General features: G+C 53.4%; 21 protein-coding genes and 2 riboswitches. Of the genes, 17 read left to right on the forward strand and 4 right to left on the reverse strand.

Annotation, left to right across the window (positions count from 1 at the left end; all coding sequences use genetic code 11):
* The first annotated feature begins 252 nt into the window (after positions 1-252).
* The 3 genes from nagA (at position 253) to KNP78_RS08800 (ending at position 3,414) form a co-directional block, all read left to right on the forward strand.
* Positions 253-1,398 (forward strand): N-acetylglucosamine-6-phosphate deacetylase, encoded by a 1,146-nt coding sequence (gene nagA / locus KNP78_RS08790; protein WP_214823741.1) that lies wholly within the window; start codon positions 253-255, stop codon positions 1,396-1,398.
* Positions 1,395-2,159 carry a glucosamine-6-phosphate deaminase gene (gene nagB, locus KNP78_RS08795; protein WP_138860005.1) on the forward strand — a complete coding sequence of 255 codons (765 nt, stop codon included), beginning with the start codon at positions 1,395-1,397 and terminating at the stop codon, positions 2,157-2,159. The genes nagA and nagB overlap by 4 nt, the downstream gene beginning before the upstream one ends.
* A 151-nt stretch (positions 2,160-2,310) precedes the next feature.
* Positions 2,311-3,414, forward strand: coding sequence for an LCP family protein (locus KNP78_RS08800; RefSeq protein WP_138860004.1), 1,104 nt, complete (start codon positions 2,311-2,313; stop codon positions 3,412-3,414).
* A 33-nt stretch (positions 3,415-3,447) separates the two neighbouring features.
* Here KNP78_RS08800 and KNP78_RS08805 read toward each other — a convergent pair whose 3' ends face one another.
* Positions 3,448-4,176, reverse strand: coding sequence for a GntR family transcriptional regulator (locus tag KNP78_RS08805; protein WP_034781265.1), 729 nt, complete (start codon positions 4,174-4,176; stop codon positions 3,448-3,450).
* Between the two features lie 96 nt (positions 4,177-4,272).
* On the opposite strand from KNP78_RS08805, the gene KNP78_RS08810 reads away from it, so the two are divergent.
* The 10 genes from KNP78_RS08810 (at position 4,273) to lysA (ending at position 14,097) form a co-directional block, all read left to right on the forward strand.
* Entirely contained in the window at positions 4,273-5,433 is a 1,161-nt protein-coding gene (locus tag KNP78_RS08810) for an alanyl-tRNA editing protein (protein WP_214823743.1), read from the forward strand.
* Complete coding sequence (locus KNP78_RS08815) at positions 5,427-5,855, forward strand: GNAT family N-acetyltransferase (protein WP_214712266.1); 429 nt, start codon at positions 5,427-5,429, stop codon at positions 5,853-5,855. Before KNP78_RS08810 ends, KNP78_RS08815 begins: the two co-directional genes overlap by 7 nt.
* A gap of 77 nt (positions 5,856-5,932) precedes the next feature.
* Positions 5,933-6,113, forward strand: a riboswitch (Lysine riboswitch).
* Between the two features lie 114 nt (positions 6,114-6,227).
* Positions 6,228-7,427, forward strand: coding sequence for an aspartate kinase (locus KNP78_RS08820; RefSeq protein ID WP_034781262.1), 1,200 nt, complete (start codon positions 6,228-6,230; stop codon positions 7,425-7,427).
* Positions 7,428-7,439: 12 nt separating this feature from the next.
* Positions 7,440-8,435 carry an aspartate-semialdehyde dehydrogenase gene (locus tag KNP78_RS08825; protein ID WP_214823752.1) on the forward strand — a complete coding sequence of 332 codons (996 nt, stop codon included), beginning with the start codon at positions 7,440-7,442 and terminating at the stop codon, positions 8,433-8,435.
* Positions 8,436-8,447: 12 nt separating this feature from the next.
* Entirely contained in the window at positions 8,448-9,329 is an 882-nt protein-coding gene (dapA, locus tag KNP78_RS08830; protein WP_128123934.1) for a 4-hydroxy-tetrahydrodipicolinate synthase, read from the forward strand.
* Positions 9,326-10,075 carry a 4-hydroxy-tetrahydrodipicolinate reductase gene (gene dapB / locus KNP78_RS08835; RefSeq protein WP_128123933.1) on the forward strand — a complete coding sequence of 250 codons (750 nt, stop codon included), beginning with the start codon at positions 9,326-9,328 and terminating at the stop codon, positions 10,073-10,075. Before dapA ends, dapB begins: the two co-directional genes overlap by 4 nt.
* Positions 10,053-10,760 carry a 2,3,4,5-tetrahydropyridine-2,6-dicarboxylate N-acetyltransferase gene (gene dapD, locus KNP78_RS08840; protein ID WP_214823753.1) on the forward strand — a complete coding sequence of 236 codons (708 nt, stop codon included), beginning with the start codon at positions 10,053-10,055 and terminating at the stop codon, positions 10,758-10,760. The genes dapB and dapD overlap by 23 nt, the downstream gene beginning before the upstream one ends.
* A gap of 46 nt (positions 10,761-10,806) precedes the next feature.
* Entirely contained in the window at positions 10,807-11,733 is a 927-nt protein-coding gene (locus KNP78_RS08845) for a branched-chain amino acid transaminase (RefSeq protein ID WP_128123931.1), read from the forward strand.
* Positions 11,734-11,746: 13 nt separating this feature from the next.
* Positions 11,747-12,835, forward strand: coding sequence for an alanine racemase (gene alr / locus KNP78_RS08850; RefSeq protein WP_214823754.1), 1,089 nt, complete (start codon positions 11,747-11,749; stop codon positions 12,833-12,835).
* Positions 12,805-14,097: a diaminopimelate decarboxylase gene (gene lysA / locus KNP78_RS08855; protein ID WP_251128515.1), complete on the forward strand. Its 1,293-nt coding sequence runs from the start codon at positions 12,805-12,807 to the stop codon at positions 14,095-14,097. Before alr ends, lysA begins: the two co-directional genes overlap by 31 nt.
* Before the next feature lie 100 nt (positions 14,098-14,197).
* On the opposite strand, the gene KNP78_RS08860 is transcribed toward lysA, so the two are convergent.
* Positions 14,198-14,713: a hypothetical protein gene (locus KNP78_RS08860; RefSeq protein WP_214823755.1), complete on the reverse strand. Its 516-nt coding sequence runs from the start codon at positions 14,711-14,713 to the stop codon at positions 14,198-14,200.
* Positions 14,714-14,989: 276 nt separating this feature from the next.
* On the opposite strand from KNP78_RS08860, the gene KNP78_RS08865 reads away from it, so the two are divergent.
* Complete coding sequence (locus KNP78_RS08865) at positions 14,990-15,538, forward strand: nitroreductase family protein (RefSeq protein ID WP_034781247.1); 549 nt, start codon at positions 14,990-14,992, stop codon at positions 15,536-15,538.
* A 433-nt stretch (positions 15,539-15,971) separates the two neighbouring features.
* Here KNP78_RS08865 and KNP78_RS08870 read toward each other — a convergent pair whose 3' ends face one another.
* Positions 15,972-16,508, reverse strand: a complete 537-nt coding sequence (locus KNP78_RS08870) for a gamma carbonic anhydrase family protein (protein WP_214823756.1) — start codon at positions 16,506-16,508, stop codon at positions 15,972-15,974.
* Between the two features lie 120 nt (positions 16,509-16,628).
* On the opposite strand from KNP78_RS08870, the gene ade reads away from it, so the two are divergent.
* The 3 genes from ade to KNP78_RS08885 all read left to right on the forward strand — a co-directional run bounded on the left by ade (position 16,629) and on the right by KNP78_RS08885 (position 20,678).
* A complete protein-coding gene (ade, locus tag KNP78_RS08875; protein ID WP_214823757.1) occupies positions 16,629-18,338 on the forward strand; it encodes an adenine deaminase in 1,710 nt (569 codons plus the stop codon).
* A 117-nt stretch (positions 18,339-18,455) separates the two neighbouring features.
* Positions 18,456-18,740: a hypothetical protein gene (locus KNP78_RS08880; RefSeq protein WP_214797619.1), complete on the forward strand. Its 285-nt coding sequence runs from the start codon at positions 18,456-18,458 to the stop codon at positions 18,738-18,740.
* A gap of 57 nt (positions 18,741-18,797) precedes the next feature.
* Positions 18,798-18,972: riboswitch (Lysine riboswitch) on the forward strand.
* A 113-nt stretch (positions 18,973-19,085) separates the two neighbouring features.
* Positions 19,086-20,678, forward strand: coding sequence for a Na+/H+ antiporter NhaC family protein (locus tag KNP78_RS08885; RefSeq protein ID WP_214823758.1), 1,593 nt, complete (start codon positions 19,086-19,088; stop codon positions 20,676-20,678).
* A gap of 111 nt (positions 20,679-20,789) precedes the next feature.
* Here KNP78_RS08885 and KNP78_RS08890 read toward each other — a convergent pair whose 3' ends face one another.
* Positions 20,790-22,421, reverse strand: coding sequence for a peptide ABC transporter substrate-binding protein (locus KNP78_RS08890; protein WP_214823759.1), 1,632 nt, complete (start codon positions 22,419-22,421; stop codon positions 20,790-20,792).
* Positions 22,422-22,484: the final 63 nt, after the last annotated feature.

A 22,484-nucleotide genomic window follows, 5' to 3' on the forward strand; every position in this document is an offset into this window, starting at 1 on the left:
AAAAGGGGCTCGGGCAGAGCGCCTAAAGGCCCGAAAACGACAAAGTCACGTTTCAGTTCGCCTGAAACGTGACTTTGTCTACAATCTGAGTTGACGTCACTGACGTCAACTTTTGTTGTTTTAGGCATGAATAAGTCGGGCAAAGGATTGAGGGAATCAATCCTTTTTATAAAGCAAAATTGGTCTATACAACTATACTGATTTTTGTTATGATGACGATGAAGCTACTTGAGGAAAGGTGGATGACCAATCATGGTGATCATCAACGCACAGATCGTTTCGGGGGACAAGACATGGGAACGAGGATATATCCGGTTCGACGGAGCGACGATTGAGAGCGTCGGTTCGATGGATGAGTATAGAGCAGAAGGTGAGACGGAGCTCGATGTGGACGGGGCGCTTGTGACGCCGGGCATGATCGACGTTCATATCCACGGCGGGTATGACGTCGACACGATGGATGCGGATGAAGACCGATTGCGTCATCTCGCCAAGTCGATGCTTGCTGAAGGAGTGACATCATTCTTTGCGACGACGATCACGCAGTCACCTACTGCCATCACGAAGGCGCTACAATCAGCCCGGACTGTCATCGAGGCGGGAGACACGTCGCTCGTCGGCATCCATCTAGAAGGACCGTTCGTCAACGTCGATAACGCGGGGGCGCAACCGGCAGAATATATTATCGACCCCGACGCGGAGCAGTTCCGGACATGGCAACAAAAGGCCGGCGGGCACATCCGTCTCGTCACGTATGCGCCGGAACGTCCAGGGGCACGTGAACTCGAACGAGCGATGCTTGAGACCGGGGCGGTCGGGTCGACCGGGCACACGAACGCCACGTTCGCCGAGAACAAGGAAGCGAACGTCAAACATGCGACGCACTTATACAATCAGATGCGCGGACTTCACCATCGGGAGCCGGGAACGGTCGGCTATTGTTTATTGGAGCGGGACGTCATGGTCGAAATCATTCCAGACGGGATTCACAGCCGTCACGAGATGGTCGACTTCGCCTATCGCATGAAAGGGGCGGACGGGCTCGTCGTCATTACAGACGCAATGCGGGCGAAAGGGCTTCCGGACGGTCGCTATGAACTCGGAGGCCAACCGGTCATCGTTGCGGACGGGGCAGCCCGCCTTGAAGCCGGAAACTTGGCCGGTAGCGTCTTGACGATGGACGCGGCGTTCCGAAACGTGGTCACGTTCACAGGATGCACATTACCTGAAGCGGTGAAGATGACGTCGACGAACCAAGCGCGTGAATTCGGATTGACGAAAAAAGGATCGATTGCGGCCGGCTTTGATGCGGACCTCGTCATTTGGGACGATGCGCTGTCGGTCACGACAACGATTCTTCAAGGACGTATCGCTTATTCGAAGGAGGATATGGAATGAACATACTAGTTGCGAAAACACCGACAGATGCAGAAACGATCGCTTATACACTCATCACTGAACGATTGGCCGGGAAACGAGAGTTCGTGCTCGGGCTGGCGACGGGGAGCACGCCGGTCGGCATGTATCAGATGTTCAAACGTGACAAGCTTGACTGCAGTCATGTGACAAGCGTCAATTTAGATGAGTACATCGGACTCGCACCGAGTCATCCGCAAAGTTATCATCACTTCATGGAAGAACGCCTGTTCAATGACGTCCCGTTCAAAGAGAGCCATCTGCCTCGTGGGGACGCGGAAAATCCGGAAGCGGAAGCGGCACGATACGAACAGCTCGTCCGATCGATTGGGGTCGATCTTCAATTGCTCGGCATCGGAGAGAACGGACATATCGCCTTCAATGAGCCGGGTACCGCGCTCGATGCGAAGACGCACGTGACCGAACTGACCGAGTCGACGCGGGAAGCGAACCGTCGTTTCTTTGACACGATTGAAGAAGTGCCGACACATGCCATCACGATGGGGCTCGATACGATCATGAACGCGCGAGAAATTGTACTCGTCGCAACAGGTGCTCGTAAAGCGGAAGCTGTGCACCACATGATTGAGAGCGTACCGACGATCGAGTGGCCGGCTTCCATCTTACAGGCGCATCCAAGCGTCACCATCGTGCTCGACGCCGAAGCGGCTTCAGGATGCAGTGACGTGTTACAGGCACGTGGCAGCGAAGCGGCTGATCGATTCTTTTCCATCCGAGCTTAACGACCTGGAGACAAGTGTCTCCAGGTTTTTTTATGGCCAACTGTGGGAAATTGTATGGAAATGGATTTGTAATCAAAACGTTTTCGACAAAAGTCGAGGATTCCTCTATAATAGGTGAAGCTCATATCATTCGACCGTGAAGGAGAAACTCATGAATTCAAGAACTCAGGCTCGTAGACGGCGCAAAGGCCCGTCTGCGTTTTATAAGCTGTTCAGCGCCCTCGTATTGATCGCCGTCATCGTTGGCTCGAGCATGTATGGGACAGCGTTTTATAAAGCACATAACATGTTGTCCGGTACGCAAGTGATACTTGAGGATGATCCGACCCTCGAACCGACGCGATTCGATAAAGAGGATACCGAGAGCTTCCTCGTACTCGGGACGGACTTGTCCCCGCAAAAGAAAGCACGCGGGGAGTACGGTCGTTCAGACGTCATGATCGTCGTCATTTTGAACAAGAAGAACAAGCAGACGACGATGCTCAGCATCCCGCGTGACTCGTACGTCAATATCGACTACACGGGCTTCAACATCCCGTACGGCAAGACCGGTCTCGATCAAGATAAGATCACGCATGCGTACTATTTCGGATCGATGGATGAATCGAACCCGAACAACGGGATGCGAGTAGCGACGAACACGATCGAAGACTTGGTCGGTATCGATATCGATCACGTCGTCTCGCTCAACTTCCAAGGGTTCGTCGACTTCATCGATGCCGTCGGCGGCGTCGAAATCGATGTCCCGTTCTCGTCGGAACAGAAGAGTTATGACGCTTCCCGTGAAGTCGTCCAAGTCGAAGAAGGATTGCAACAGTTGTCAGGTGAAGAGGCGCTTGCTTACGTCCGGAACCGCTATGACGACCCACGCGGTGACATCGGACGCGGACAGCGCCAGATGGAAGTCATTAACGCCGTCCTTGACCAAGCGCTCGGCACGTCGCTCATCAACAACTATGACAAGGTGTTGAAGGCGGTCGGTGACAACATGCAGACGACGCTCGGTCCAAACGACTATATGCGCCTGATCGAAGATGTTGGTGCCCTCAACAACACGGTCCAGTATCAGTTGACCGGTGAAGGGGCCCGCGGCAACGACGGCCATTTCTATTACTTCTTGAACGAGCCGTTACTCGAAGAAGTCCGCTATCGTGTCCAACAGGCCGATGCGGGCAATGAAGTGGAGCCGATGACCGATACAGAGCTCGAAACGTATATGTATGACCCTGCCGGCATCACGTACGAAGCACAATAAAAAATGGTTTGCCGTCCGCGGCAAACCATTTTTTTACGTCCGATCCATGGAGACGGTGAACGAGTAGGCGTCACCACGGAACAAGGAACGGCTATATTCGAACATGTCTCCGTTTTCGAGATACGTTCGTTGGTCGATCAAAAGGACAGGGGCGTTCGGAGAAATCGTCAACAGCTTCGCTTCTTCCGGCCCCGCGCTCCGTGCCTCGAGCGTTTGGGTCGCGTTCTTTAATCGAAGGCCGGACTGCTCGGCAAACTCATAGATTGAGCCGACGGCAACCGTCTCGGTCAGTTCTGGCAACAAGGCGACCGGGATATATGCGGTCTCGAGGGCGAGCACGTTCTCATCGGCGAGACGTAACCGTCGCATCTCATAGACGGGGGTATCGAGGGACACGCTCAACTTTTGAGCGATTTTCGCCGGGGCTGGAATCGTCTGGAACGATAACAGGCGGCTGAACGGTCGCATGCCCCGATGTTTGATTTCTTCTGAGAAACTCGTCAACCCGGACAGTGCCATCGTGATTTTCTTGTTGGCGACGAACGTTCCACGGCCTTTTTGCCGGCTTAAGTAACCGGCGTTGACCAAGTTCGTGATCGCTTGTCGGACCGTCATCCGACTGACGTTATAACGCTCGGAAAACTCCCGTTCGGATGGGATCGATTCTCCGGGTTGAAGCTCGCCGGCATCTATTTGTTGCTTTAAATAGGCTTCGATTTGATAATAAATAGGTAGCGGTGATTGTTTATCAATCTGTAACATGCATATCGCTCCTGACTTCGAAAGTAAGTGTTTCTTATTATAGACCAAATTAGACTAGTTGTCTGAACATATCCTACAGAAAAGGCGGCGACAGCAATGAATTCATGGCAATTTGAAACGACGGTGACCGAGACTCGCACCGATGCGCGCGGGACATGGATCGCGCTTGAATCCACATTATTTTATGCAGAAGGCGGTGGACAACCACCGGATGGCGGGACACTCAACGGAGAGCCTGTGCTCGATGTGCAACGGGTCGATGAGCTCGTCTGGCACTTGATCGAACGTGCGCTCGAACCTGGAACGCTTGTGACGGGCATCGTCGATGAGGTGGTCCGTCGCGACCACTCGATTCAACATACGGCCCAGCATGTTTTGACGGCTTTGTTAGAAGACGAGTATGGCATTCAGACGCTCAGTTTCGGGATTGGGCCAGCCGAGTCCTCGCTTGAAATCGATACGGATACATTCGATTGGGATCAAATCGAGTCGCTAGAACGGGACGTGCAACGCATCATCTTTGAAAACCGTCCGGTCCATGTGCGTGAATTCCCAGCCGAAGAAGTCGAACAAGACCGTTTACGAAAAGCGACCGACCGCACCGGAACCGTTCGCATCGTCGCCATCGACGGCCTCGATTACAACGCCTGTGGCGGGACCCATGTAGATTCAACGGGTCAACTCGGAATCGTCCATGTGACCTCGATGAAGAAAGTCCGCGGTAACGTCCGTTTGACGTACGTCGCCGGTCTTCGGGCCTTGGCCGCGGTCCATTCGTCCCGGACCGCACTACGCACGATTCACCAAACGTTGTCGACGACGAACGAGACGGTCGCCGCCCGTGTCATCGAAGAACGGAATCTTCGTCTCGAGCGGGACAAAGAAGTGAAGGCGCTCGAGGCCCGCGTCGCGAAAGCGAAAGTCGCTGCCTTCTTGCAAGAAGACAATTATGTCATCACCCACATCGGCAAAACGGAAGCAGAGACGCTCACGACGACGATCGTCGAACGCATCGCCGCGACCGGACGGATTGCCGTCGGAGCGAACCACTCGGGACAGAAGCTGTGGCTCATGCATGACGGGACACACGACATCGCCATCGGTAAGTTTTTGAAACGGACGCTCGACGACCTCGGCATCGGTCGAGGGGGCGGCAGTCACAAACAAGCGCAAGCCCGCTTCGAGTCTGTCCTCGAGTTAGAACGAGCGACAGCGGAGATTGTGAAGCGGCTACAGGAAGGAATGGTATCATGTTGAAGATTGAACACGGGAACGACTCGAAACTGATTGAACTGGCCCGGTCTGTGCGGGAAACGGTGTTTATTGGTGAACAAGGGATCGCGCCGGAACTTGAGTATGACGAACTCGACCCGGACTGTATCCATTTTGTCGGAATGGTGGACGCTGAGCCTGTCACGACGGCACGTCTGCGCCCAATCGGTGACGGGGTCGGGAAAGTCGAACGGGTCGCCACACTTGCTACGAAGCGCGGCAACGGGTATGCTAAGGAGATCATGCTTTCGATCGAATCTGTCGCGCGGGCGAGGGAGTTACACGAGCTCAAACTAGGGGCGCAACTGACGGCACTTCCGTTCTATGAACGACTCGGGTACGAGGCGTACGGCGATGAATTTTTAGATGCTGACATTCCACATCGGATGATGCACAAGGCGTGGTGACCATTGTTTGAAATTTTCCTTTTTTCTAAAAAAAGGTTGGCAAGCCGGGAAGCATTTGTTATAACTAAAACTAACAACTGACAGATAGAGGTTGCGAATGACATGAGTAAGCTTGATCGACACGGACGCATTCCGGATCGAGCCGAAAGGGGAAATTCGCCGAAGTCGACGTTCGCATGCGTACGAACGAAGGCTGGGGTAGTCGTGAATAACGCCTACACTGCCATGGATGAAATGCCATGGAGCGCTATCTACGGAACGATTCTTTAATCGTTTTTCAACTGCGCGTACAAGCGGCAGACCGTAGGGAGAGTGCTTCCTACCGGTCTGCCGCTTTTTCTGTTGGTGGACATCATGAAAGTGGGGAACCTGATGACAACCGTATTGAAATTCGGAGGCAGCTCCGTTGCCACGATTGAACAAATCCAGGCCATTGCTGAATATTTACAGACTCGGGCCGCCGCCGGTGAAAAGCTCGTCGTCGTCGTTTCCGCGATGGGGAAAACGACTGACTCACTCTTGTCACTCGCCAAACAAATTACGGAACGCCCGATGATTCGTGAACTTGACCGCTTGCTCGCGGTCGGTGAGGAGCAGACGATCAGCCTGCTCAGCATCGCTTTGAACTCTCGGGGTGTGGCCGCCATCTCGCTCACCGGACAACAAGCCGGCATCGACACGATGGGCATTCACACGAAAAGTAAAATCAAAGCGATTCGCAAAGAAGTGTTAGAAGAAAAACTTCGGACGTATGACGTCGTCATCGTCGCCGGTTTCCAAGGTGTCAACGAGTTCGGTGACGTGACGACGCTCGGACGGGGTGGGTCGGATACGACGGCCGTCGCCTTGGCCGCCGTGCTCAGCAAACGTTGTGAAATCTATACAGACGTCGCCGGGGTCTACACGGCTGACCCACGTATCCACAAAACGGCACGCCGACTAGACACGGTCTCATATGACGAGATGATGGAGATGAGCGCGCTCGGGTCGAAAGTGATGGAGATGCGCAGCGTAGAGCTCGCGAAAAAATTTGATGTGAACATCTTTGTAGGGAAGACGCTTGCAAGCGAAGGAGGAACATGGATCATGGATATGACACAGGCGATGGAACAAAAAGCGGTGACGAGCGTGAGCGTCGTGAAGAACGTGCTCAGTGTCTCAATCAAGCACATTCCACATTCGGTGGCAGGAGTTGCCGATATTTTCGAGAAGTTGTCACAGCGTCATGTCAATATCGATATGATCAGTCAGACGGCGTTCGACGGAGAAGTGTTCTTATCGTTCACGTGTCCGCTCGATGAAGAGGCGTTCCTCGAAGAAGCGCTCGCGGAATTGACCGAGACGTTCCCGCAAATCAAAATCGACCGTCATACCGAACATGCGAAAATTTCGGTCGTCGGCATCGGGATGCGTGACGCGACCGGAGTCGCGTCCGAATTGTTCGCCACGTTCCGTGAAAGCGGGATCCCATTCTATCAAGTCACGACATCCGAGATCAGCATCTCGTACACGATTAACGATCAAGACGTTGAAACGGCGGTCGCAGCCATCGCCGAACGTTTCCATTTATAAGGGGGAGTCACCATGTATAACGTAGCCGTCGTCGGCGCGACCGGAGCCGTCGGTCAAAAAATGATTGAAGTCTTGACCGAATACGAGTTTCCAATCAACGAATTATTGCTTTACGCTTCAGCCCGTTCAGCCGGGAAGACCGTGAACGTGAACGGAAAAGACGTCGTCATCCGGGAACTGTCGGACGCGATTTACACCGACCCAATCGATATCGCGCTTTTCTCAGCCGGGGGGAGTCTCAGTGAACAATATGCACCTCGACTGAGTGGACAAGGGGTCATCGTCATCGATAACTCGAGCGCGTTCCGGATGCAAGCGGACATCCCGCTCATCGTCCCGGAAGTGAACCGAGTCGAACTGAGCCCGGACAAGACACTCATCGCCAATCCGAACTGCTCGACGATCCAATCGGTCGTCGCACTCGCACCGCTTGCGGAAGTATACGGGTTGACGCGCGTCGCTTACACATCGTATCAAGCCGTCTCCGGGTCGGGTCAAAAAGGGATTGAGGACTTGGAACGCGGAGCGCGCGGCGAGGAACCGAAAAACTATCCGTATCCGATTTACGATAACGTCTTGCCGCACATCGATGTGTTTTTAGAGAACGGCTATACGAAAGAAGAACAGAAGATGATCGAGGAAACACGTAAAATTTTAAACGCACCGAACCTCGGGGTGACAGCGACATGCGTCCGTGTCCCGGTCCGTAATAGCCACGCCGTCTCGATCACGGTCACGCTCGACCGCGAGGCGACGCTGGCAGAAGTGAAAGCCGTGCTCGCGGACGCGCAAGGTGTCGTCCTCATGGACAACCCGGGCGAACTCGTCTATCCGACACCGCTCGATGCGAACGGGACAGACGACGTATACGTCGGTCGTGTCCGTGTCGACGAGTCACAACCGAACACGTTCCATCTCTGGTGTGTCGCTGATAACGTTCGAAAAGGCGCGGCAGCGAACGCCGTCCAAATCGCCCAATGCATGATTGGACAGACTGCTACAAAATAAGGGGGAGATTATATGTTCACAGGAGTCGCAACCGCACTTGCTACACCGTTTCAAGCAGACGGTCAGCTAAATCTCACAGCGTGGGAAGCGTTGATTGAAGATCAAATTAAAGAGGGTGTCAGTGGTCTCGTGATCGGGGGAACGACCGGTGAAGGCATGACCATCACGGACGACGAGTTCGAGACGCTTCTCGTCAAAGCGATTGAAGTCGCGGCCGGTCGCGCCGTTATCATCGCCGGAACCGGGTCGAACAACACCGCGCTCAGCATCCAAAAGACGAAACGGGCCGCCGAACTCGGAGCCGAGATGGCGATGGTCGTCACGCCTTATTACAACAAGTCGACGCAAGCGGGTCTGATTGCCCACTTCACAGCGATCGCCGACGCGTCACCGATTCCGCTCATGCTCTACAACGTACCGTCACGCACGGGTGTCGCCCTAGATCCGGCAACGGTTGGGGAACTCGCCGATCACCCACGCATCGCTGCCCTTAAGGAAGCGAGCGGGGATATCTCGGTGATGGCTCAAATGATGGCGCACGTGCCGGAAGGCTTCCCAGTCTATTGCGGGAACGATGATCAAATCCTTCCTTATATGGCTTGGGGCGCGCAAGGTGTCGTCTCGGTCCTCTCGAACGTCTATCCGGGTGCGACGGTCGCTTTAGCTGAAGCGCTCCTCGCCGGAGATTTAGAGACGGCACGCACATGGCAGCTCCGACTGCTCCCGGTCATCGACGAATTGTTCGCGGAAGTGAACCCGATTCCGGTCAAAGCGGCACTCAATGCACGCGGCTTCGAGTTCGGTGCACCACGTCTCCCGCTCGTCCCGATGAGCGCGACGGCCGAGGCCCGCTTGTTGTCGGCAATGGAGCAGTTCAATGAGGTGAGACAGTGAACTTACTCATTCATGGCTACGGAGCGATGGGACAGATCGTCGAAGAAGTCGCCCGGACACAAAACTTGAACGTTGCGGCCATCGTCTCACCGGCCGGAGGGGAGCATCCCGTCTCGTTGCAAGACGTCGAGGCCGACGTCGATGTCGTCATCGACTTCTCGAACCCGGCACTGTTAGATGATGTGCTCGCTTTCGGGAAAGCCAAGCAAATCCCGCTCGTCATCGCGACGACGGGTTTCTCGGAAGCGGAACTCGCCAAAATTGAAGCGGCGTCTCAGGAGATCCCGATTTTCCAGTCGTATAATACGTCTTATGGGATCGCTCTCTTGAAACAGTTGCTCGACCAACTCGTCCCGCTCACGCTCGGTTATGACATCGAAGTGATTGAGGCGCACCACCGTAAAAAAGTCGACGCACCGAGCGGGACGGCGGAACTGCTCGCCCGTGCCATCGAAGCCAAACGCGATGTGACACCGGTATATGACCGGACACCGCGCCGCGAAGCGCGTGCAGCCGATGAACTCGGCATGCATTCGGTACGCGGGGGGACGATTTTCGGTGAACATACCGTCCTCTTTGCCGGAGACGACGAAATGCTTGAATTGAAACATACGGCCCTGTCCAAACGTGTCTTCGCGAACGGGGCACTCGCCGCGGCGGCGACGATTCTCGACCGCCCGGCCGGACTATATAATTTAACGAACCTATACGAGGAGGCTACTCATGTTACTCACAAACGCTTATGAAATCGCGCAATACATTAAAGATGCCAAGAAAGAAACGCCTGTCAAATTGTACGTCAACGGTCAGTTGGCCGGTCTAGACATCGAAGGGGCGAAAGCATTCGGGACCGACGAATCGAAATTATTCCTCACGACGGCTGAACGTGCGGCTGCTTTCCTAGAAGCGAACGCTACCGTCATCACGGACACGCACCTCGAGTACGATCGCCGGAACAGCGCCGTGCCGATGCTCGACACGACGAAATTGAACGCGCGCATCGAACCAGGTTCGTTCATCCGGGACCACGTTCAAATCGGCAATAACGTCGTCGTCATGATGGGTGCCGTCATCAATATCGGTGCCGTCATCGGTGACGGATCGATGGTCGACATGAACGCGGTCATCGGTGCCCGTGGGACGCTCGGGAAGAACGTCCATCTTGGAGCCGGCGCTGTCGTGGCGGGTGTCCTTGAGCCACCTTCAAAAGACCCGGTCATCATCGAAGACGGTGTCATGGTCGGTGCGAACGCCGTCATCTTGGAAGGCGTCCGTGTCGGTGAAAACGCAGTCGTCGCAGCAGGGAGTGTCGTCACGCAAGACGTCCCAGCAGGAAGCGTCGTCGCCGGTACACCAGCCCGTGTCATTAAGCAAAAAGATGAAAAAACCGCAGAAAAAACACAACTTGTTGATGACTTACGCTCCCTGTAACGTATAATAGACAGAAAATATAAACAATGAATGGGAGAGTTGAACAATGGAACAGTATGGACAATGGATGTGGCAAGACGGGGCTTGGATCGAGCCGAGTGACGCGAACACGAGTATCATGACACACGCGATTCACTACGGTAGCGGGTTCTTCGAAGGGATTCGGGCATACCATACAGAGGAAGGCCCGGCCATCTTCCGACTCCGTGAACACTTGGAGCGACTCGTTCGTTCGTGTGCATACTATCACGTCGACTTGCCGTACACGGTCGATGAGCTCGAACAAGCGACAATCGAATTGATCGAACGCAACGGCTTCGAGGCTTGTTACATCCGCCCATTCGTTTTCCTCGGCACACCTTGGCAGGCACTCATGCCGACGCAGGAAACGAAAGTACACGTCGCGATCTCGTGCTGGCCGCTCGGCGAATATTTCAGCAAGACGGTCGGTATCCGCGCGAAAGTCGCATCGTATCGTCGTGTCTCTTCGACGATGATGCCGATGCAAGCGAAAGCGGCGGCGAACTATATGAACTCGCAACTCCTTAAAGGAGAAGCGGTGCGCGATGGATATGATGAAGCGATCGCCCTCGACATGAACGGAAACGTCAGCGAGGCGAGCGTCGCCAACATCTTCCTCGTCAAAGGAAACAAAATCGTCACACCGTCACTCGATTGCTCGGTGCTCGACGGCATCACGCGTCAAACGGTGATCGAACTCGCCCGTGAGGAAGGGTTCGAGGTCATCGAGCGCCACATCGGACGTGACGAACTATATGTCGCAGATGAAATCTTCTTAACGGGGACGGCGGCTGAAGTGACGAGCGTCATCGAAATCGACAACATCTCAATCGGCGGCGGCGTCCAGACGGTCGCGACGAACATGCTCGCGCGTTACCGTGAGGCTGTGACGGGACAAATTCCGACACACCGCGATTGGATCACGTTCGTCAAAGCTGGAGTCAAAGAATAAAGGAGTTTTTTGTATGGGAGTCACAATTGACTTGAATGCGATTCGCGAAAACAAACGTCGGATTGAAGCGCTTGGCCGACCGGTGTTCGCCGTCGTGAAAAACAACGCCTATAACTTAGGGATGGAGCCAGTTGTGACGACACTGTACGAAGAAGGGGTGCGTCACTTCATGGTGACGACGCTGGACGAGGCGAGCGAGGTCCGGGCATCAGCTCCGGAAGCGCGCGTCCTCGTCATGAACCCGGTCTACGACTGGGCAACCGTCCATCGTGACCATCTTGACGTCGCCATCGGTTCCTATGACTGGCTCGTCTCGCAACGGGATCAGTTGGACGGTGTCCGCCTTCATTTAAAGCTCGACGTCGGGATGAACCGATTCGGTGCCAAGACGTTCAAAGAAGCGCTGGCCATCGTCGCGTTTTGCCAAGACGAGGGGCTCGACCTCGTCGGGTTATGTACTCATTTCCCGCTCGCTGACGCCGACAACGCAGAAATCGAACACAGTGTGCACGTGGAACGGTTCGCCGACTGGTCGAATCGTCTCATCGAACGGCATTCGTTCGACATCGTGCATGCGGCCAATAGCGCCGCGACACTACAAGCGGATCCGCGCCTCGGGCATTGCACCCATGTGCGCGTGGGAATCTTCCTTTATGGCTACTCTTCGGTCGAACCGGTCGATTGGCTCATCCCGGCGTTCCACTGGGAAACAGAAGTCGTCGCCGTCCATGACATCGAGGCCGGTGCCCACGTCGGTTACGGTACGGGCTACACGGCCGAGACGAAGGAACGCATCGCTGTGCTCTCGGTCGGTTATGGCGACGGACTCATGCGGGCCCGGCGCTTCTTACCGGCCCACATCGAAGGACGGGCCTATCCGTTCATCAGCAACATCTTCATGAGCCACAGTTTCTTGCGCGTCGATGACACGATTCAAGTCGGAGACCGTGTGGAGCTGTACGGCCATCTCACGAAAATCGATGACGTGACCCGCACCGGGCACGCCAATAACTCAGAACAATTATGCGCACGCTCATGGCGTGTCCCGCATCGCTTTGAAGGAGGCAATGTATGTACACCACCAACCAATCAGTTTGTATGATCGAAGGCGTGTCCGTCCGTGAACTTCAAGCGACGTACGGGACACCGCTCTATATCATGAGCGAGCCTGAACTCGAGCGTCGCCTCGGCCTCGTCCGGAACGCGTTCCTCGACAAGTATCCGAACACATATGCGCTCTACGCATCAAAAGCGATGTCGATCGCGGCCGTGTACGATAAAGTGATGGCAGCGGGCTTAAGCATCGACGTCGTCTCACGCGGTGAGATGTTCGTCGCGCTCCACGCAGGTGTCCCGGCTGACCGGATTCACGTCCACGGGTCGAACAAGACGGTGCAGGACATCACGTTCGCACTCGAGAACGGCATCACCCATTTCACGATTGACAATATGCGCGAAATCGGACTGTTGTCGGGCCTCGCGGTCGAACACGATGTCGACGTCGACGTCCTGCTCCGCATCGTCCCACAAGTCGTCGGAGGCGCCCATGAGGCGATTCAGACGGGTGGGGTCGACACGAAGTTCGGCTTCCCGACCCACGACGACACGTATCTCGAAGCGATCAAGGCGACGCTGCAGGCGGAACGTCTGCATTTGCAAGGCATCCACTGTCACGTCGGCTCGCAGATTCAAGAACCGACGTTGTTCATCAATACCGTCAAGACGATGGTCAACTTCATCGAGACGATTCGTCAAGAGACAGGATACACGGCCGACGTCTTGAATATCGGTGGTGGCTTCGGTGTCGCCTATCTCGAGTCGGACGACCCGCTCGACTTCGCCGACACGATGACACAAGTGATGGACACGCTCGTGGCGGAAGTGGAACGCTTCGGCTTGCCGCTTCCGAAAATCGGCATCGAGCCGGGCCGTTGGCTCGTCGCCAACGCCGGCGCGACGCTCTATGAAGTCGGGACGGTGAAAGAAGTGAGCGGTGTCCGCACGTACGTCTCGGTCGACGGAGGCATGACGGATAACATTCGTCCCGCCCTCTATGACGCCGAGTATGACGTGATTGCGGCGACACGGATGGATGAGCCGAAGACGATTGATGCAAAAATCGTCGGGGCGTGCTGCGAGTCGGGAGACATCATCTCGAACCGTTCGCTCATCCCGCCGGTCGAAGCTGGCGATCTCCTCCTCGTCAAAGCGACGGGAGCGTACAATTTCTCGATGGCGAGCAACTATAACCAGATGCTCCGCCCGGCCGTCGTCTTCGTGAAAGACGGGACACATCGTCTCGTCGTCCGCAGACAGACACTTGAAGACTTGGTCGCCTGTGAGGTCGTCGGGCAATCGACATGACGGTGTAAATCAATAGAGAAAAGGGATTCAGTCACATCACAGGACTGAATCCCTTTTTATATGAATGGCTAATATGGCCTCACCGAATCAATCGATCCAGTTAATCTAGTTGTGCGTTGATTTCCTCTTCATATCGGTCAACGAGCTCGTTGTTATCGTCCGTCTGATACTTCTTTTCCAATTCCAATTTCAACTTAAGCCAAATTGTATTTTTTTCATAGATGTCTCGGTCAAACTGATGGTTTAATTCTTGTAGCGATAACCCAAGCGCGCTCGCGTAGGCAAGATGGTTCGGTAAATCACTTTGATCCGGTCCTTGTTGAATGTAATGATCAATCTCATCTTCCGTAACATGAATGTTGTATTGATTTTTTGCGATTGTTTTCCATACGACATCCTTTTCCATCGTTTCAGTCGAGAGAGTGATGACTTGTTCATCTGTTAAGTCGGTTTCATAATACAGCCTCTCTTGTGCCAATGTTCGAATAATCCACTTCCGCAACGGCTCCTCGACGTCGAACTGATTTGCTTTAATGATCACGTTATCAAACAATTTTTTGTAATCATCGAACGAAAATTCATCTACGATTTGGCGTTGTTCTTCTTTACTTTTCATTACAATTGTTCCTTGGGGCGATGCCGCTGATTGACATGCTGTTATGAAGATGATGAACGAAAGCGTACATATGAGAAATAATTTGAAACGTGTGGGCACGGCGATCCTCTCCTTTTCCGTGTCATCTATAAACGTAATCAAAAGAGCGTGAAAAGCCTTCATCTTTATATACTTGATTGGAAGGCGTCAGGTTCCTATTCTTTTCGGTCAAATTTCTACACGTGAGAAATGTTTTCAATTATGATGATAGAGAGAATAGAGGGGGAAGTGACTTCAATGGAAAAGACAGCAGGACAACAGTTGATTGAGTCGCGGCGGACGATTCGGATGTTCACTGAAGAACCGATTGCGACGAAAGTACTCTATGAGTTGTTGGCATCGGCGCATCAGGCACCGTTTCATAACAAAGTCGAACCGTGGAATCTCTATTTGTTCAACGGGGATGGAAAAGACGTCTTGCTTCAGGCGCTCGAACCGGCGTTTCAAGATGGACCAGAGGCGAAGCGCGAGAAAATCGCGGGACGCATCCGGAACGCCGCAGCTTGCGTCTACGTGACGACGAAACATTTCGAGACGGACAAAGGGAAGAAAGATGCGCTGCTCGCGACGGCGACGATGATTCAAAACTTTCATTTATTATGTAGTGAGCAACAGATTGGCCTCGTCTGGCGGACGGGCGGTATTTTTGAGGATGCCAGGCTTCAAGAGATGATTGGAGCTGAGGGTGAGACGTTTGTCGGACTGCTCCAGCTCGGTCGTTACGAAGACGTACCGCCGACGAAGCAACGTCAATCGATTGACGCTTGCTTGACGATTTTTGAGTGAACGAAAAGGTCCGAGCGTAGGTGACTACGATCGGACCAGTATTTATAGGTCAATGAGACTGAGCCGTTCATGTGAGCGCTCAGTTTATTTTTTTAACTTGGCTGCGAGCCAGTCTTGAATGACATTCGTTGGAATCATTTTGTTCACGTTCCCTTAACTTTAGTTTCTTCCTCTTTAGTATTATCCGATTGCAATCGTTCCCAAACCTCTCGATGTGTTCCTTGCAGCGTATCGTCGAAAGAATCCTCGATATGCAGGCAATAGCTTGGGTTAACGGACGAGGCGTACAAGTCTAACATGAGTTCGGCATGGTTTGGATACATTACAATTGGCCCCTTTCGACACGTCGGCTTGACTACATCCTCAGTATACAAAGGAAACATGAAGAAAAATCGGGATAATCGTTAACAATTTATGAATCTTGTAAACGCTTTCACAATCTTTGTGTCGATGTGAGTGGCTCGCATGTTGTCAAGTACTGCTCAGCCCGTTTCGCGTATTTGTTGACGGTCCGTTCCATGATGAAGCGATCCTCGTCATTGAGCGGACGGACGACTTTGGCGGGCACGCCCATGACCATGACGCCTTCCGGGATTTGCATGTTCGGTGTGACGAGTGCACCGGCTGCGATGAATGAACCTTTGCCGATTTTGGCTCCGTCGAGGACGGTCGCATGCATGCCGATGAGACACCCTTCTTCAATTTCGCATCCGTGAATCATCGCCATGTGTCCAATCGACACCCGGTCATGAATGACTGTCGGGGAACCTTCATATTGGTGGATCATCGATCCGTCTTGGATATTCACGTAAGAACCGATGCGAATCGGTCCCTCATCGCCTCGAATGACCGTGTTGAACCAGACGCCGGAATGGGCGCCGATGGTGACATCACCGATCACGTGGGACCCAGGTGCAAGAAAAACCGTCTCGTCAACTTGCGGCATCAATTTGCCTAATTTGTACTGCATAAGTGTAACCCCTTTCAAACAGATATGCTCTCATTGTCGCATAAGTTGAAAAAGAAATTGCGCCTGAAAGATTATTCTTGTTAAGATAGTAAAAATACGTAGGAAAAAGGAGACACACAGATGGAGAAACAACATTTGATCGACATCGCGGCGAAGAAAAAGAAAGCAGCGGTCGTCTTTAAAGATGTGGCGGTCATCGACGTCTACAGTCGTGAGACGATTCGCACGGATGTCGCTATCGATGCGGGATACATCGTGGCCATCGGGGACGGCTACGAAGGGGAGACGGAATACCACGACCCGTCCTGGACGCTCGCACCGTCGTTCATCGATTCACACGTTCATATCGAGTCATCGATGGTGCCGCCTCACGAGTTCGCCAAGGCGGTCCTGCCGCTCGGAGTCACGACGGTCATCGCCGATCCGCATGAGATTGCGAACGTCAACGGGGCGCTCGGAATCGAGTACATGTTGGCGGATGCCAAAGGCTTGCCGCTCGATGTGCGCATGATGCTCCCGAGCTGTGTGCCGGCGACACCGTTCGAGCACGCAGGTGCGAAGCTATACGCCGAGGACTTGGCACCGTTTTTAGGAGATCCGGGCGTACACGGTCTCGGCGAAGTGATGGACTATCCGTCCGTCGAGTCGGGGAGTGCGGATATGCTTCAAAAGATTGCCCAGACAGAACTCGCCGGAAAAGTCGTCGACGGTCATGCCTCAGGTCTTGGCCCGGATCAGTTGAACGTGTATCGCACGGCCGGCATCATGACCGATCATGAGTGTACGACGGCCGAAGAAGCGCTCGAACGGGTCCGACGTGGCTTTTATGTTCAAATTCGAGAAGGATCGGTCGCGCGGAACGTGGAGAAAGTCAGTCAGGCCATCACGGAAAGCAACGCTCATCGTTTCCTGTTCTGTACGGACGATAAACACTTGGACGACCTCGTCGCCGAAGGCGGGATCGACTACAACATTCGCATGGCGATCAAACAAGGTGTCAAACCAGAAACAGCCTATGCGGTCGCTAGTCTGCACGCGGCCGAGGCATACGGACTCAAAGATGTGGGTGCCGTCGCTCCGGGCAAACGAGCAAACTTTGTTATCTTGTCAGACGTCCAATCGGTAAAAATCGAAACCGTCTACGTGAACGGGGAAGTCGTCGCCAAAGAAGGCAAGGCGACGTTCGAAGCCGACGGGATTGAAGTGCCGAAACCGATGAAAGGGGAACTCAAACTACCCGATTTGACGGCGGACTCGTTCCGTTTAGCCGTGAAAGAAGAAGCGGTCGATGTGATTCAAGTATTGCCGAACAGTCTCTTGACGAAGCGACAGCGTCTTGTCTTCACACCTGACGCGTCCGGAGCCGACCTCGCCCAAGACATTGCCACGCTCGCCGTCATCGAACGCCATCACGGGACGGGTCACATGGCCCTCGCCCCGGTGACAGGGTTCGGCTTGAAGCGGGGCGCGCTCGCGGCGACAGTCGCCCATGATAGCCACAACCTCGTCATCGCGGGAGTAAGCCCGGACGACATGTTGCTCGCTGCCGAAACACTTGAAAAAGTGGGCGGTGGTGTCGTCGCGGTGTCAGAAGGGAAGGTGCTGGCGGTCTTGCCGCTCGAGATTGGAGGACTCATGACGAAACGTCCGTATGCGGAAGTGGCGGACGTACTAGAACAGTTGAACGATGCGCTCGACGTCGTCGGGGCCCATCGGCACTTTAACCCCTATTTGACGATGTCGTTCCTCGCGCTCCCGGTCATCCCGGATTTGAAGTTGACCGATATGGGACTATTCGATGTGACGACGTTCTCATTCATCGAGTCGTAAGTCAGTCTAACGTATGATTTTTGTTAAGAACGACCCGAAACGATTGAACGCTCTTGGTTAAGTTGGTATAGTTACGACAAGTTTCATCGGTACAAATGGAAAGGGGGGATATAACAGATGGAACAAGTTGCTTACAACAGGTCGTATGATGAACATGAGGATTTGATCAATTCTGTGTATCGTGCCTTCCAGGATCGATGTGAAGAATTGCCTGACGAGACGCGGACGAAACGGCGGTTGCGTCATCTCGTCTTACTGACGATTAAAGACCATACATCGTCACACGCCGAACGATTCGTCTTGTATCATTTCTTTAGTGATTTCTTTAAAGCGGTCGAGTCCGACGATCAAGCCGCACTCGCTGTGTTAAAACAAATCATCCGAGATGAAAAAAACTATTGATTAGTCACTATGACCTATGATAATTTAGACGTAACTTTAAATGAATATTCGTGCTATCGATGAGGTAGAGGTGCGATGCTGATGAGTAAGTAGTCCGAGGATGACAACGGTGAAGACTACAGAAAGGCAAGATCGCCGAAGTGTAAAGTCATGTCTCTGACTTTGTGCTGGGCTGACGGGAAATACCCGTCAGACTGCCATACATATTTACGTATGGAGCGCTCCAAGTCGGCTAAGAAAGACGGAACATCCAGCGAGGGTGTCGGCTTTGTTGCCGATGCCCTCGCTTTGCGTTTTTTTAAGCATAGGGGGGCCTCATCTCAAACAGAAGAGGAGGAAATCAGCATGGTAGATTATTCAACTTCGGTACTATCACTCGTACCGGCTTTACTCGCCATTATTATGGCCATCACAACACGGAAAGTCATTCCGTCACTCGGTGTCGGGATTATCGCAGGGGTGCTACTGCTTCACAATTTCAACCCGCTCGAATCGATTCAGTATTTATGGTCAAACATCATCGCGCTATTTTGGGCGGATGGGGCCATCAATGAATGGAACGTGCTGTTGATCGCGTTCTTGCTCTTGCTTGGCATCTTGTCATCCATCATTCAAACGTCGGGCGGAGCCCGTGCGTTCGGAGAATGGGCCGCTTCTAACGTCAAAACGGCTCGTGGCGCTCGCCTCGTCTCGTTCGGTCTTGGGATTTTGATTTTCATCGATGACTATTTCAACAGTCTTGCCGTCGGGAATATTAGCCGACCGCTGACGGACCGAAAAAAAGTATCACGCGCGAAACTCGCTTATACGATCGATTCGACGGCCGCACCGGTCTGTGTCATCAGCCCGCTCTCGAGTTGGGGAGCGTACATCATCGCCATCATCGCAGGAATTCTTGCGAAGTACTCAATCGACAGCTACTCGTCATTCTCAGCGTTCATCCAAATCATCCCGATGAACTTCTATGCCATCTTCGCACTTATGTTGACGGCATATGTCGCTTACACGGGACTCGCAATCGGACCGATGCGTACACATGAGCTACGTGCCCTTCAAGGTGAACTCTACGATTCATCGAAAGGCGCACCGATGGGGATGAGTGAAGATATTAAAGAACACGATGGCGGGAAAGTCCGCGACTTGATTGTCCCAATCATCGTGTTGATCATTGCCACTGTTTCAGCCATGTTGTACACAGGCGGACAAGCGCTTGCTGCCGATGGTCAAAGCTTCTCGCTTCTCGGTGCGTTCGAGTCGACAGATGTGACACGGTCACTTGTGACCGGTGCCGTCATCAGCTTGCTCGTTGCGCTCTTGCTCTTGATTGGTCGTAAAATTCCAGCTAAAGACTACGGTCATGCGACGTGGGCCGGTATCCGTGCCATGTGGCCCGCTGTACTCATCTTGCTCTTTGCCTGGACGATCATTGCCGTCATCGGAGATATGAGAACGGGTGATTACTTGGCAAGTTTCGTCACAGATTCGATTGCAGCATCTTACTTGCCGCTCATCTTGTTCGCAATCGCCGGTCTGATGGCGTTCTCGACAGGGACGAGCTGGGGGACGTTCGGTCTCATGCTTCCAATCGGGGCAGACTTGATTATGGCCGTCGATCCGGAACTGTTGCTCCCGACACTCGCGGCGGTACTCGCTGGTGCGGTGTTCGGTGACCACTGCTCACCGATTTCGGATACGACGATCCTCAGTTCGACGGGTGCCGGATCGCACCATATCGACCACGTGTTGACACAACTTCCATACGCGTTGATTGCGGCTGGTGTGTCAGCGGTCGGGTATTTGGTCCTCGGGATCACAGGCTCGATGTGGATCGGATTCTTCGCGGCATTCGCGACGTTCGTCGTGGCCCTTGTCATCGCGCAAATCATTTCTAAACGCGGACGCGTGCCAGCTGATATGCGCGCTGAACGCGAAGCGTAATTCTCATCTAGATTAAAGGCGTGCCACCGCTCGTGGCACGCCTCTTTTTTGTATTGGCATAGGTGTCGATGCACAAACAAGCCCTGCCACAGGAGTGACAGGGCTTGCTGATTAGTTGACGTCCAACCACTTGAAGCTAGCGTCAGCTCCGAACGGATGGCGGTGCATGTTTTGAATGTTTGAGCGTTCGAGGTACGCTTCACCCTTTTGGTAGATCGGTGCGATCGCGAAGTCATCTTCGAGCAAGATGCGTTCTGCTTCTTGCATCGTTTCCCAACGTTTCATTTGATCGGCTTCTTGTTTCGCGCTTTGGATCAATTTATCGTACTCGTCGTTCGAGTAGGCCATCCGGTTGAACGGACCATCCGTTACCCACATGTCGAGGTACGTCATTGGATCCTGGTAGTCAGGGCCCCAGCCAGCAGCTGAGACGTCGTACTCACCTTTACCTTCAAGGTCAAGGAAGTTTTTGAACGGCTGTTGCTTGATGTTGAGCGTGAGGCCAGGGAGGTTCTTCTCGAGCTCACCTTTGATGTACTCGTTGACTTTCTTGAACGCTTCTTCATCACGTGAGAGGAATTCAAGTTCGATCGTTTCGACGCCAAGCTCGGCAAGACCTTTATCCCATGCCGCTTTCGCTTCATCGACGTTGTAGCTTTGAAGGTCTGGATACTTCTCGCGGAAGTCGGCTCCGTCTTCTGTGAACGTGAAGTCTTTCGCGACGATATAGTTGGCCGGCTGTGAGCCGTCTGTCAAGATGACGTCTGTGACACCTTGCTTATCGAAGCCTTTCGCGAGCGCCTCACGAATGTTGACGTTTTGGAGCGCTTCGTTTTTCTGGTTGAAGCGAAGGAAGTTGATGCGTGCGTCGGCACGAGTCTTGAACTCTTCGCTGTCTTGGAATTGTGGTACGAATTCAGACGACAAAAGAGTGTAGTCGACTTCGCCCGATTCGAACAAGTTGACACCCGTCGCGACTTCTTTGACGACTTTGACGTTGATCGTCTCCATCTTGACGTTTTCAGCATCCCAATAGTCGGGGTTCTTTTTGTACACCCAACCTTCGTTGTCTTGCCAGCTGTCTAAGACGTAAGGCCCGTTGTAGAGCGTCTTATCGACCGCGCTCGCGAACGACTCGCCTTGCTCTTCGACGAATTCTTGCTTTTGTGGCATGTACGTCGGGAACCCTGTCAACCCGAGGAAGTAAGGGGCTGGTGCTTCCAATTGAACTTCGAGCGTCTTCTCGTCGACCGCTTTCGCGCCGAGCGCATCGAGTTCTTCTTCGCCTGCAAGGATTTTGTTGGCGTTTTTCAAGTCTTGAAGGATGTATGCATATTCCGCGCCTGTCTCTGGGTTGAGGGCGCGCTTCCATGAATAGACGAAATCTTCAGCTGTGACCGGTGAACCGTCTGACCAATTCGCGTCACGCAATTTGAAGGTGTATGTAAGTCCATCTTCTGAAATTTCTACGTCTTCAGCAATTCCCGGTACCGGTTGGTTATTTTCATCCAGACGATACAGTCCCTCGAAGACGTTGTTCGTCACGATGACCGATGTCGAGTCCGTTGTGAGCGTCGGATCGAGCTGTGGTAAATCTGTCGCCGAGACGAGCGTGATTTCCTTCTTCGCATCACCCGATGATGATCCGCCCGACGAGCTCGACGATGATTCTTCTCCGCCGCCACATGCTGCTGTCGCAAGCAAGGCAACACCCGATAAAGCTAACCATTTCTTATTACGCATTGTCATACCTCCCGAAAATTCTGATTGTTTCGAATATATTGCAATTAAACTACAAACAAGATG

This window comes from Exiguobacterium sp. s28, from assembly GCF_018618135.1.
Lineage (GTDB): Bacteria > Bacillota > Bacilli > Exiguobacteriales > Exiguobacteriaceae > Exiguobacterium > Exiguobacterium mexicanum_A.